The 13,741-nt window shown below is 45.9% G+C and carries 9 protein-coding genes; 4 read left to right on the top strand and 5 right to left on the bottom strand.

Translation table 11 applies throughout. The features are described from left to right. Positions 1–53 precede the first annotated feature (53 nt). Positions 54–596 carry a GNAT family N-acetyltransferase gene (locus tag GFS24_RS15665; protein WP_153660786.1) on the top strand — a complete coding sequence of 181 codons (543 nt, stop codon included), beginning with the start codon at positions 54–56 and terminating at the stop codon, positions 594–596. A gap of 2 nt (positions 597–598) precedes the next feature. Here GFS24_RS15665 and GFS24_RS15660 read toward each other — a convergent pair whose 3' ends face one another. Then, entirely contained in the window at positions 599–1,492 is an 894-nt protein-coding gene (locus GFS24_RS15660; protein WP_153660784.1) for a hydroxypyruvate isomerase family protein, read from the bottom strand. A 222-nt stretch (positions 1,493–1,714) separates the two neighbouring features. On the opposite strand from GFS24_RS15660, the gene GFS24_RS15655 reads away from it, so the two are divergent. Then, entirely contained in the window at positions 1,715–2,035 is a 321-nt protein-coding gene (locus GFS24_RS15655) for a hypothetical protein (protein WP_153660782.1), read from the top strand. Between the two features lie 72 nt (positions 2,036–2,107). Here the strand turns inward: GFS24_RS15655 and GFS24_RS15650 are convergent, their stop codons facing one another. Both GFS24_RS15650 and GFS24_RS15645 read right to left on the bottom strand, forming a co-directional pair. Continuing rightward, positions 2,108–4,873 carry an outer membrane beta-barrel protein gene (locus GFS24_RS15650; RefSeq protein ID WP_153660780.1) on the bottom strand — a complete coding sequence of 922 codons (2,766 nt, stop codon included), beginning with the start codon at positions 4,871–4,873 and terminating at the stop codon, positions 2,108–2,110. 43 nt (positions 4,874–4,916) lie between these two features. Further along, positions 4,917–5,795 (bottom strand): GLPGLI family protein, encoded by an 879-nt coding sequence (locus tag GFS24_RS15645; RefSeq protein WP_153660778.1) that lies wholly within the window; start codon positions 5,793–5,795, stop codon positions 4,917–4,919. A gap of 129 nt (positions 5,796–5,924) precedes the next feature. Here GFS24_RS15645 and GFS24_RS15640 point away from each other — a divergent pair, with 129 nt between their 5' ends. Continuing rightward, complete coding sequence (locus GFS24_RS15640; protein WP_153660776.1) at positions 5,925–7,427, top strand: cell wall metabolism sensor histidine kinase WalK; 1,503 nt, start codon at positions 5,925–5,927, stop codon at positions 7,425–7,427. A gap of 6 nt (positions 7,428–7,433) precedes the next feature. Continuing rightward, the gene (locus GFS24_RS15635) at positions 7,434–8,123 is read left to right on the top strand and encodes a response regulator transcription factor (protein ID WP_153660774.1); all 690 of its coding nucleotides are present in this window, start codon (positions 7,434–7,436) and stop codon (positions 8,121–8,123) included. Here GFS24_RS15635 and GFS24_RS15630 read toward each other — a convergent pair. Beyond that, positions 8,113–9,834, bottom strand: a complete 1,722-nt coding sequence (locus GFS24_RS15630; RefSeq protein WP_153660772.1) for a S41 family peptidase — start codon at positions 9,832–9,834, stop codon at positions 8,113–8,115. The two genes, GFS24_RS15635 and GFS24_RS15630, sit on opposite strands and share 11 nt — an antisense overlap. A gap of 8 nt (positions 9,835–9,842) precedes the next feature. Next, positions 9,843–13,574: a DEAD/DEAH box helicase gene (locus GFS24_RS15625; RefSeq protein WP_153660770.1), complete on the bottom strand. Its 3,732-nt coding sequence runs from the start codon at positions 13,572–13,574 to the stop codon at positions 9,843–9,845. Positions 13,575–13,741: the final 167 nt, after the last annotated feature.

The raw sequence follows: 13,741 nt of genomic DNA, 5'->3' as shown, positions 1-13,741 counted from the left end.
TTAAACTGCTTGGGTTTTATTTAAAATCTCCCTATGTTTGAGCTACCTGATTTATGCTTGAACTACCTGTAAACGATACCATCCTTTTAAAACAATTGCAGCCGGAACATGCGCCAGCGCTGTTTATGCTGATCAATTCATCCCGTAAGTTATTGCGTAAATATCTGCCCTGGGTGGATTATAATACGACGGAGGAACACTCTCTCCGATTCATTGAGCTGATGCAGCGCAAAGCAGATGAGCAGGATGCCATTGCTTTTGGAATATGGCAGGATGGCCAGCTTTGCGGTGTTATCGATCTGCACGACTGGGATCATCCACTGCAAAAAGCGGAGATCGGTTACTGGATCGTGGAAGCGAAGCAGGGAAAAGGGATTGTTACCCAAAGCTGCAAAGCCCTTATCGGGTATGCATTTGCCGCCCTCCGGCTCAACAAGGTAGAGATCCGTTTTGTATTACAGAATGAGAAAAGCGGCCAGATCCCCATCAAACTGGGCTTTTCAAAAGAAGGTATCCTCCGGCAAAGTGCCAAACTCCACGGGCATTACGTGGATATGGTAGTGATGGGGATGCTCCGCCAGGATTGGAAATATTAAACTTAAACGTCGCAGATCAGTACACCCTGTTTCAGAGACGCCAGTTTATCTGCGCGTTTAGGAATAAATTCCTGTGCTACAAATCCTTTAAATCCTGTGTCTATCACGGCTTGCATGATAGCAGGGTAAAAAAGTTCCTGCGTTTCGTCTATTTCATTCCGGCCGGGAACCCCGCCAGTGTGGTAATGTGCAATGTATGGGTGAAAATCACGGATGGTATGGATTACGTCTCCTTCCATGATCTGCATGTGGTAGATATCGTAAAGGAGTTTGAAATTATTGGAACCTACGGCTTTGCAAAGTTCCACGCCCCATGCGGTGCGATCGCATTGGTAATCTTTGTGGTTCACTTTGCTGTTGAGCAGTTCCATTACCAGCGTTACCTTTTTCTTCTCTGCATATCCTATGATCTTTTTCAGGCCGGTGGCACAGTTTTCCAGACCTTGCTGATCACTCATGCCTTTGCGGTTACCGGAAAAGCAGATAAGGTTGGTGAAGCCGGCTTCGGCGGTTTGGTCTATGAGGCGTTCAAAGTAAGTAACCAGCGGATCATGATGTTCCAGGCGGTTCCAGCCTTTCTCGATACCCCATTCTTTACCGTTAGAGGCCACCATGGCGCAGGTAAGGTCGTATTTCTTTAAGGTGGTAAAATCTTCCGGGCTCGCCAGGTCAATAGATGCAATACCTATTTCTTTGGAAGCCTTGCAGAGTTCATCCAATGGGATGCCATTGTAGCACCATTTACACACGGAGTGGTTCACTTTTCCTTTGAGTTTTGTATCCATCGCCTGCTCATGTGCGGACACACGATTGGTCAGGGAAGATAGCGCTGTGCCTGCTAAAGCCATAGTTGCTACTTTTTTTATCGCATCTCTGCGGGAATGATTTTCTGCCATAAGTGGAACGGGTTTACTGAGTGTGAATTTAGGAGAAATTTTGTCCGTTTGCAAGCACCGGGGAAATACGTTTTTTTAAAAATAAGGACAAACCGCATTTGAACGCAAATGCTTTGCGGACAAGGGTTTACAAAGCCGGACGAAGATTTTTCAAAATCCTGACACTGCGGGGAGAAACATTTTGGTCGGTTATTTGATTATATATAAATAAACCGTGTGTGTATGGACAGAAGAGCTACTCCCAGTTTAACACTTTGCCTGCTGATGGACCTGCTGGGTTGCGCCAGTTATGCAGTTCCGTTGTTTGGGGAAGTAAGTGATGTGGTTTGGGCGCCGATATCGGCTCTCATCTTTTACAGAATGTTTGGTGGCCCGATCGGTGGATTCGGCGGCGTTTTCAACTTCATTGAAGAGCTGTTTCCGGGACTCGATTTCATCCCCACCTTTACGATCAGCCGGATGGTGGTGTATTTCACCAACCAGTGGCAGGAGAACCGTAAGAAGAACATCTTAAACGATTTCAGAGCGGAAAAGCGAGCTTAGGCTTGTTTTGTTTGCAACGTGCCTCTTTTACATCTGGCCTTTTTAAGGCTGGGGAGGTTGTTGTTTTTTTTATTAAAAACGCATTTTATTCCTCGGGCCCTCTCCCGCTACTTTAAGTGCCTTTCCTCCAAAACGGTTCAGGAAATAGGAGAAACTTACCATAAAATAACGCTGTAACACTTTTGTTTCGGAATCCTCTGTGTAGTTATCCATCACGGTGCGGTTCACGCTTACATTCTGGTTAAAGAGGTCAAACACCTGGAATTTGATCAGGCCCTGTTTTGCTTTGAACAATGTTTTGGAAACAAATGCATTGGCGAGTGTGTATTGCAAATTGTATCCTTCAGTCCTGCCGGTGTTGGCCGTATAATCTATATCCCCGCCAATGATAACGCCGCCTGGCAGGTTCAGATTAAAATCAAGCGAAAGGCCGTAGTTGAAATAATTCGTGTTGTTGTCTTTGTTATTACTGAAACGTGCCCTGTTATAATTCACATTGGCACCGGCTGCCAGGTCAAATACTTCTTTATAAACGTAATTGAAACTCGCGCCCTGCGTGATGTTCAGGGTTTGTGTAAAGTTCTTCTGGTTATTGAGGAAACTCACGTCGCGGGTCAAACCTGCATAGGTGTTGGAGTTGATGGATGTTTTCTGTTGCTTGTTGAGCGGAAAACCATTTACCATATAGGCATTCACATTGTAGTTGCCGCTTACATTCACAGGTTTGCTGGTTTGTATGCCCTGATCGTTGATCGCGGTGTTGTTCACAATCTTATTCAGGGTAAAAGTTCCGGTAAGGGAAGCAAAGAAACTGCGCATGCTCACGGGGTCAAAATTATTATAGTTCACGCTCAGGTTGTTGTTGAAAGAGGGCTTCAGATCTGGGTTGCCCAATCTCACAAACAGGGGATTGGAATTATCGGGTACGGGTTGCAGCTGTTCCAGTGTGGGTTGTTGTGTTTGCCCGCGATAGGATAAACGCATCCGGCGGTTTTTGGAAAAGTTGTAGTTCATCTGGGCAAGTGGGGAGATGTTCACCGTATGCTGCTGCAGCGTGCTATCTTTTGTGATGTTCCGGCTGTCCAGATTATTGAACTGAAGGTTTACGCCCAGGGTATAATTATACCGAAGTTTCTGCGTCATAAGGCTGAGGCCGGCCTGGTGGTTACTGTACACATTATTGAACGCATTCGTGAGGCTGTCGTTCAGCAGATCGTAATCCTCTTTCCCTTTGTCGTACGTGCTACGGTTGGATGAATTGAAATTATAGGAATATCCGTAATTCAATTCCAGGAACCGGTCCGTGAACACAGGCTCTGTATAACTCATCCGTACGCCCAATGTTTTGCTGCTGTTCTCCTGGATCACTTTCTGATCTAATGTATCGTTCCTGAAGGATCCATTCCTTTGCAGGTAAGAGGTTTGCGATTGGTTGATAGATTCCCGGTCGTTGCTATTGGCGCCAAAGTTTACATTGGTACTGAAGGTGCGGCCTTTCTTATCGAACTTTTTACGGAATAAGGCGGTACCGTTGATATTGGGAGAACTGGCGGTGGTTTTGTTCAGAGAACGTCCGTTGTTCACGGTATCCCGGTTATTATTGAGGGTGGTGGTCCTGCTTTCTGAAAAGTTATCCCCTGAGCTGTAACTGATGTTTGGGTTAATGATCAGGGAATGGAAAGAATCGATATCGTATTCTATGCGTGCATTGATGCGGTGATTCCTGTTATTGCTGAGGGAGGCACTGTTGGAATTCACGTAGGAAAAGGAATCTGGTTTGTGGCGGTTCTCGCGTTCACTTCTTCTTTCATTTTCCCTTTGCATATCGCTCATGAAATAACTGCCGGTAATGCGCAATCCTTTGGCCAGGTTATCACTGTAATTGATACCGCCATTCCAGTTACGGGAAAGACCTGTGCTTCCTGCTCCTGTTCCTCCTTTTCCACCGCCGCCACCATTAAAACCGAAACCATCTGAAAAAGAGAAGCCGGTATTATTGGTATTATTTCCTCCTCCCAGGATGGATAACTGCTGTGTTTGCCGGAAGCGGTTCATGCTGGCATTTACGGCGAAACGTTCATCGTTTCCATATCCTACAGATGCCCGGCCAAAAACACCTTTTTTACGATCCGGCTTGATGGTGAAGTTGAGTGTTTTTTCAATTTCTCCATCGGCTATGCCGGTGAATTGTGCCTGATCGCTTTTCCGGTCTATGAGCTGGATCTTGTCTACAATATCTGCGGGCAGGTTGCGGGTGGCCATTTTGGGATCATCGCCAAAGAAAGGTTTTCCATCTACCAGTACTTTTTTCACGGTTTCTCCATTGGCCTTGATGGTACCATCTTTTTCTACCTGGATGCCGGGGAGCTTTTTGAGCAGTTCTTCCAGCAGGGCATTTTCTCTTGTTTTAAAAGAGCCCGCATTATATTCTACCGTATCTTCTTTAATGGTGATGGGCGGTTTGATATCTACGATCTCCACTTCGTTCAGTGTAAGTCCTTTTCTTTTCAATGTTAATGTTCCCAATGCAATGAGGCGCGAAGTATCCTGTACCTGGATGTTGCGGTTTAGTTGCTGGTATCCCATGTAGGAAACAACGAGGATGTAGTGGCCGGGTTTGGTGCCGGTGATACTAAAAACCCCTTTGGCATCCGCAACTACGGTAGCGGCTATCACAGAGTCCTTTACTTCCAGCAAAGCTACGGCAGCATTGGGCAATGGCTCTTTATTGGAGTAATCAATAAGGCGGCCGGTGATCTGGAGCTGTTTGGTCTGTGCCCTGGCAATGGTTAAGATGGCAATAACCGACACCACGGTCAATAAAACGCGTCGTTTCATAATTGGGTTTCTAACTGAACTGTCTAATGATGCTGGGGGTGGCTTAGTTATTACTATTGAGTTGCTGGAGTTTTTCCAATCTTTCGTTGTGGAACTTTTCCAGGATCTGGCGTCTTTTAGCTTTCAATTCCTCTTCGGTAATTTTCTGCGCATTAGCAGGAAGGCTCACCTCCGTATCTTCTATGGGTTTAAACTCTATCTTCTTAGCAACGTAGGAACGCTTACTGCTTTCAATGGATAACACAACTCCTTCTGCGGGCAACACACCATTTACAGGAGAGAATAAAAGCGGGATCTCGGTGGTATACCAAAAAACGAAGTTTTCTTCACCGAGTTTTACAGTAGCCTTATGGCACTTAAACCCTGCAATGGTTTTTGTTTTCTCACTGTTCTTAATCTCAGCGGACTGTTTGTAATCCTCTTCTGCATACCAGCTGTTGCTGGTAACACTGTCCTTTTTTTCCGTGGTAACGGTTAAATACTTTTTGTTTGCCAGATCAATATACGTTGCGTTACTGAGAGGAGGGCGCAGTGCTCCTCCGGGGCCACCAGCACCGAAAGGGGCTCCACTAAAAGATGCATTTCCGCTGCTACTGCCAGCCACATCCATTCTCATTGTTGCCCCCCCGGCAGGCACGGCGCCTCTCATGCTCATTATTTGTGGTCCGCCGCCGCCTTCTATTTCCAGTTTGCCTTTGGTGCTGGAAAAAGTGAGGGTTTGTTTGTTGGTGATGAGGTCCGGAAGGTCAGGCATGTCTGCTCCGCTTCCCTGGGTTACCTGGCCGCCAGGGCCCATCATTACAATACGGGCGTTAGAGAGATCCATCCGGGAGGTTACTTCATACTCTATCACCCCCGAATTCTTTTGCTGGGCCTGTGCATTTGCTGTGAGGAGCAACATTGCCGTGATGATCGTTTTCATATATACGCTGTTTTTTGTTGTGTAAAATTGCAGGATACGCAGCAGCGGGAGGGTTAAGCAGTCTTATTTAATGTTAATTAGTGTTAAGCCCTTCTTGCAGATGATAAGGATTGGATAGATTTACATTTCATGCGAAACAGAATCCGCAACATATTGATCCTGATGAGTACCTGTATCCTGGGCATTTTTGCTTTCCAGGCTTACTGGTTGTATAACTCTTATCGTTTACGGCTGGAAGAGTTTAACAAGGATATCAATGACGCACTGCGTGTGGCAGTGTACAATAAGCAGTTCATAGATGCCGGGAGATTTATCGGGCGCCGGATGCCGGGGCAGGGTGGCCATGCTGGTTTTTCTATGAGGGGCAAACCGGCCGTTTTTATAAAGGATACGGCTATTAGGAACATCATGCCTGCCGGGGCCTCTACGGTTATCATGGAAACTCATTCCATTGATGATACTGTTGTTCCCAGAAATTTTCAGCGGGTGGTGCATGCTACTAACAGAACACTGAACATCCAATTCTCAAACAGGGATACTGCATACCGGCTCTATGCAGATTCCCTTTCCCGGCAGATCTCTGATATGCTGATCCTGAACAAATTCTACAATGAAAGGTTCTCTTTTAAAAAGATCGATTCCGTTTACCGGCAGGAATTGCTGAGCCGGGGAATTTCGGTAGATTATAAACTGGATACCTTCCGTATAAAAGAAGATACCTTCCGGAAGGATACGATCCTTCTTCTAACTGAGCCGATCGATCTGCTGCAAACGGCCAAGGTATCCTTCAATCCTTTCAGCGACATCCTTGTGCAGGCTTCTTTTGATAACCCGGTGCAAAGGATCCTGGGGCAAATGATGGGCCCGCTTTTGAGTACAGTGCTCCTTTTGCTGTTAACGGTGCTTTGTTTTCTTTACATGCTTCGCACCATCCTCAAACAGAAAAAATTATCTGAAGTAAAGAACGACTTCATCAACAATATGACGCATGAGCTGAAAACACCTATCGCTACAGTATCCGCAGCGGTGGAGGCTATGCAGAACTTCAATGCACTGAATGATCAGCAAAAAACACAAACGTACTTAAGCATTTCCCGGCAGGAGCTGCAACGCCTGAGCGATCTCGTAGAGAAAGTACTGCATATTGCCACAGAAGAAAAAGACGATTTTGAATTATACAGGGAGGATACGGACCTCAATGAACTGATCAGTCACATCATCACGAATCATCGCCTGAAAGCCAATAAGAAAGTGGATTTCACGTATACCATCCTTTCGGATGCTATGGTGAAAGTGGATAAAACACATCTTTCCAATGCCCTTAATAACCTGGTGGATAATGCCATCAAGTATTCCGGCGAACCGGCAGAGATCACGATACAGGTAAGCCGCCAGCAGGATAAGCTGAAGATCGTTGTAAAGGATAATGGCATTGGTATTCCGCATGCTTACCAGGATAATATTTTTGAGAAATTCTTCCGGGTACCTACGGGCAACCTGCATAATGTAAAGGGCTTTGGGCTTGGCCTTAGCTATGTAAAAAAGATCGTGGAAAAACACGGCGGTTTTATCCGCGTGAAAAGTGAACCGGATAAAGGAAGCGAGTTCCAGCTGGAAATTCCCGAAATTTAAGATACCATGAACGCAAGCGTATTGTTGATAGAAGATGAATGGCAGCTGGCACAGATCGTGAAAGACAGCCTGGAGATACGGGGATTCCGTATGTTCATTGCCAATGATGGTAACGAGGGCCTGCGTTTGTACCGGCAGCACAAACCGGATGTTATTGTGCTGGATATTATGATGCCGAATATGGACGGCTTTTCGCTCACTGCGGAGATCCGGAAATCAGATAAACAAACGCCGATCATTTTCCTTTCTGCCAAATCGCAGACGATTGATGTAGTAAAAGGGTTTGAGCTGGGCGGCAATGATTACCTGAAAAAACCTTTCAGCATGGATGAGCTGATCGTACGGATCAAGTCTCTCCTCAATCGTTTTCAGCCTACGCCAGCGCAGCAGGAGCAAGGAGAGGATACCGTGATCATTGGCCAGTATGCTTTCAATTATACCAAACAAACGCTTTCGCGGAATAATAATACGGAGTTCCTTTCTCACCGGGAGGCAGAAGTATTATGGCGATTATGCAAACACCGCAACCAGGTGATGGAGCGAAAGTCTATCCTGCTGGATATATGGGGGGATGATAACTTTTTCAATGCGCGCAGCATGGATGTGTTCATTACCAAACTGCGGCGCTACCTGAAAGAAGATCCACGGATACAGATCGTGAATATCCGGGGCATCGGGTATAAACTTATTTCTTAATAAACTCTATTGCTTTTTCCATCAGTTCATCCCTGCCTGCGGTTAAACCTGCTGTGGTAGGGTATTGTATGATGTCTATCTTTACACCGCTGCGCTGGGATTCTGTGCCATCCGGGTAAGAGACACGGCGGCCGGTCAAGGTCCCCTGGTAATCACCGGGTAGTTGAAAATGGAATATATCCCCATCTGCGCCAGCTGTTTGTGAACCCATTACGGTCACTTTCATGGCTGCCTGCAGGATCATGGTCACCCATTCCGACTGACTTTGGCTCTTTTCATTTACCAGTAATACGATCTTTCCTTTGTATGGCTCTTTGTTAGTGGGGTCTGCCAATCTGGAAAATGTGGCCATCCTGTTCTTTACATGTGTATTGATCAGCGTTCCAGGGTATTTGATATTGGGGGAATAATAATCTGCAAACCATTTAGGTTTGTAACCCAGGGCTGGCAGCACCTTATTGAAGATCACGTTTTGCAGGCAATATTGCCGCAGGTCTATGATCAGGCCTTGTTCATGTTCGCGCACCATTTTCAAAACGGAATCTACTTTCGTTTCGGTGTTATCCGCCTCATATAATTTTGAAATGCTCATGGCTGCGATCATGCCTATTCCTTTTGCGGCACTCTTAAATACATAATCGCTGGGAGCGCTGCCCGTTTCTTTATAATATTGTTCCAGCGCCGGCTTTACTTTCTCTCTGAATGACTGGTTTATTTTTATCAGGGCTATCCGTTTCTTTAACACCGTTCCCTTCCTCCATATTTTTATTTCGCAGATGGAGTCTTTTCCCCGGAAAGGAAGGCTATATAATGGATTACTATACAACAGTTTCTTCCTGGCCATATTGGATGCGGGCATGAAGCCTTCCTTTTGTTTGCAGGCTGCTGCAACAGACATGTTATTTATCTGTACGATCACATCTCCTTTGCGAATATCATTTACCGAATCTGCAAATACGGAAGTAACAACGATGCTGTCTTTTATAAACCGGTAAGCAAATCCCGGAAAGTATTCACCAAATACAGGGATCCCTCTTTTAATCTGAAAGTTGCTGGCATGGGAATCATCTACGGCAGCTATGAGCTGGATCAGTTCCTTCTCGTAATCCACCTGTGTGGCAGCGTCCCGGATACCGGGAATCCTTTTCCGCAATACATCATCCCAGTTTTGGGAGATCAGGTATTTATAAGGGAATACATATTGAATAATGTTCCAGAAACGTGCAAGCGCCAATAACTGGTAGTTCGGCATGGGATATGAAATATTTGAGAAAATGGGTTCGTCCGTATCCCCGCCGTAATCACTGAATATGTATCTGTGTTGGGAACCCTGAAAACGGTTCTCCTCAATGTATCTGAGCGATTGCTGTAATTCTTTGTCCAGCGGTGCTTTTTGCAGCCAGCCGTTATCCAGGTTACGGGTAAACGGTTTAAACAGCATGTCCTGTTTTATGTTTCCGGGAGGTACGGTTCCTAAGGAAGTGATCATCTCCTTCATCTCTTTATTAAATGCGGCGTTATCCTTTGTGGCTGCCGCTCCCGGCAGGCGTTTCACAAAAAAGGAATCTACGTCGAAACCTCCACGGGCTATGGAAGGATGATAGTATTTGAGAAACCCCCAGATCTTGATGTAATAGTATAGGTTATCCGATTGGGCTTTCAACTGCATATTGGCGAGCACCAGCAGTAATACGAACAGGATCTTTTTCATGTTTTATGCTAACTAAACAGGTACAGTACATCTTCTTTAGACAGCTTTTTGATAAAGCCGTTATCATCTGCGATGATATCTTTCACGAGGGACTTTTTACGCTCCTGCAATTCCAGTATTTTTTCTTCCACAGTGTCTTTACAGATCATGCGGTAAGCGAAGATGTTCTTCGTCTGGCCGATCCGGTGCGTCCGGTCAATGGCTTGTTGTTCTACGGCGGGGTTCCACCATGGGTCAACAATGTACACGTAATCCGCAGCGGTAAGGTTAAGACCCACACCACCTGCTTTCAGAGAGATGAGGAATACCCTGCAGTCATCATTATTCTGGAAATTCTGAATGGCCTTTTCCCTATCCATGGTAGAGGTGCTGCCATCAAAATACTCATATGGTATTTTCATGTGTGTCATCCTTTCCCGGATCAGGCCCAGCATACCCAGGAACTGGCTAAACACCAATACTTTGTGGTGCCCGCTGTTTTCCGCGATCTCACGGGTCAGCTCATGCAGCTTCACGGAGTGGTTGGGATACTTTTCTGTTTCGTTGAGGATGGCGGGTGAGTCACAGATCTGGCGCAGTTTCATCAAACCTTGCAGGATGGTGAGCTGGCTACGTTCCATGCCCTGATCTTCTATCACACCCAGGATCTTGGAGCGGTAGGTGTTCCGGTAAGCATCGTAAATATGCCTTTGCTCGGGATCCATTTCACAGAAGATCACGGTTTCTATCTTATCCGGTAAGTCTTTGGCCACCTGCTCTTTCGTGCGGCGGAGGATAAACGGATAGATGAGTTTTTTCAGGTGGGCTTTCCTTTCTTCGTCCTGGAACTTATCGATGGGGGTGGCAAATTCATTTCTGAAGAAGTCCACACTGCCCAGCATGCCCGGGTTCAGGAAGTTCATCTGTGCGTATATATCAAAGGTATTATTCTGCATGGGTGTACCACTCAGGGCAATACGGTTGCGGGTGTTGAGCAACTGTGCTGCTTTGGTAACTTTGGATTGCGGATTCTTGATGGCTTGTGATTCATCCAGTACTACATAATCGAACTGGATCTTCATCAGCAATTGAATATCGCTCCTTAATGTTCCGTAAGTGGTAATGATCACATCAAAGGCCTGTAACTCTTCTGCAGCACGGATCCGGGCGGGGCCATGATGAATGTGGTAAGTGATACCGGGGGTGAATTTCTTGATCTCATTCTCCCAGTTATAGATCAGCGTGGTAGGACAAACAACCAGCATCATGGCTGCCCCATTCTCATTCTTGTAGTGTTGAATGAACGTGAGTGCCTGTACGGTTTTACCAAGACCCATGTCATCTGCCAGGATACCTCCCCATTTCACTTCATCCAGGTAATTGAGCCACTGGAAGCCGCTTTCCTGGTAAGGACGCAGATTAGCATTTACATTCTTGGGTAATGGTACTGTACGGATCTCATCGAACTGCAAGAGTTTGCGGCGTTTTTCATCGAGTTCTGCGAGGATGGCATCGTCATCAATGAACTCATACAATTCATCGATCACGGAGAAGTTGTATTTACTCAACTTCAGGCCGGCGCCTTTATCTTTTTCTTCCCCTATCTTAAAGAGCAGGGAATATTTTTTCAACCATTCTTCCGGCAATAAACCCAGGGTGCCATCAGCCAGCTGCACATAATTCTGCTTGTTGGCCAATGCTCTTTTGATATCGCGGATGCCTACTTTCTGATCTCCATATAATACTTCCACCTGTGCATCAAACCAATCGATGCCAGAGCTGATCTGCAGGTTGGTAACGGGTTTCTGCGGATTGAAACGGAAGTTGCGCAGTTGTTCGAAACCGAATACGCGCACATCCATTTCTTTCAGGGCATCAAAGAAGAGGAAGAACCAGTTGTTCTTCAGCGCTTCTTTGGAGCGCAGGAAAAAGTAGTTATAGTTATTGAGATGAGTAAAGTTGGTATGCAGGGTACGGAGCTTGGCTACAAAAGCATTCTCCACTTCCTTGTTACGGTGAATGACGAGTACTTTGTTGGCTTCCTGTACGGTGATGCGGGTTTCCTCATTCCATTCCACTTCATGACCAGCATAGGCAAAACCTGGCTGGATCACGAATGTTTCTCCCATTTCTTTGAGGTATACACGTGTTTCCGGAACAATGTCGTCCACTTCTGCGAGCAAGGCGGAATCAAATTGTACGGCGTAATTTTTGCCGAGCGGCAGCATCACATCTTTCAGGAAATCCTGCCATTCTGCAGATGGAACACGTAATGCATTCATCTGCTGATAACGCATGATGCTGATACTATCCTGCGGGCGTTTGAAATGAAAGATGGTGCCGTTATACAGGAACAGCATAGGGCTGGCCCACTGATTGGCAGACACGTTCACAGGTTCTCCTTCAATATCCACCCAGGCAGTTACTTCCACATGGCCATCTACGGGGTCTGCTTTGAAGTAAGGTTCCAGTGGTTCCTCTGCTACCATCAGGGCCTGCAGGTTCTTGCTCTTAAAGGGCTGCCCTTCTCTTAACAAGAATACCAGGCGGTGTTCTATAAGCAGCGGGAACAATTTTACCAGTTTGGGATGCAGGTATTCCACGATCAGTTCCATGGTTTCCATGGGTAGGCCATCTTCATTTTCATGCATGATGTTTTCCCAGATCCCCGCGAAAGGTGAGTTCTTGTTGAGGAATTTGCTGATCTCAGCATGTTGTACTTTACGTACAGGCGTGATCAGTTCCCGGTCCCGTTCTTTATATTGATAGAAGTCTACGTATTTGCTGAGGTCCAACCGGGTAACGAGGGACACGAATTCTGTTTCTTCTTCATTGGCATCTCCGTTGATGAGTTCTGCCTGGAAGTAAGGGAACAGTTTATCGTTGGCGTTGAGCATAACGCCCAGCCTGCGTGTTACCGTGATGGTTTCTTCTTCTACGGGTTCTGCTTTTGCTGCTGCTACCGGGGCTTCTACTTTTTTGATACTGGGGTCCAGTACGCGCAAAAATGGTTTGCCGTTGAGGTAAGAGAACGCAAATTTTCCTTTCAGATCATCTGTTAAGCTATACCCGTAAGAGGAAAGGAGTTTATTCTTTTCTTTATCCCAGTTGCGGAGGGTGTCAAAATAAAATGGTCCGTGTGCATGCAGCAATTGCAGGAACAGGGATAATTTATGTACGCAGATGGGATGTTCATGTTCATCGCAGGTGCAATGGGTATCGAAGTTCCGTTCTTCGTTACGTTGCAGGATGAGCGGATATTTTTTGCCTTCAAACTTCAGCTCTGCCTCTACTTTTTCATCTTTGGCAGATTTGATCACGGAATGCGTTTTGCGGAGAATAGTTTCCGCATCCTGCATCATGGAGCTGGAGGTAAGCAGTTTGAGGGTTTTGAGATCGATGGATTTCATCTTGATCAGCGTGTGTTGCTGATCGTATTGTGTTTCGTATGATTCAAAGTGATTCCTGTCCAGCATTTCCTGTAACTGGAAAAGGGCGGCCGCTTCGTGGCGGCAGATATCTCCTAAATTATAAGGGCACTGGCACCGCACACTCATGGTGGCGGGCTCATGGTATTTGCTGATGGAAACTTTATAGTAATTGGCGTGGGTATCGCTTTTTACACGAAAGGTGGCGGATTTGAGAACAGGATCTCCTTCCAGCAATTCAACGCCGCCTGTGGCAAAGATGCGTTTCCCCCGGCGGATCACCTCATCGGTTCCGTTATTGTAAACATATTTTAATAAGTGGGGTAGCGACATGCTTTTCTTTGCTATTGCCTTCTTTAAAATAAACCCGGGTTATAAAACAAAAAGACCTTGCTGCTTCGTATCAATTTCGTCTGTCTGATAACTAAATTTTCCTCTAAATGGCTCATAAAAAGGCAATCCACAAAAGTAAGCATAAAATTTCACATAGCGCGTGCTGA

Source organism: Chitinophaga sp. SYP-B3965 (genome assembly GCF_009647655.1).
Lineage (GTDB): Bacteria > Bacteroidota > Bacteroidia > Chitinophagales > Chitinophagaceae > Chitinophaga.
Note: the sequence above shows the minus strand (reverse complement) of the source record. Positions and strands in the feature narration are given on the sequence as shown.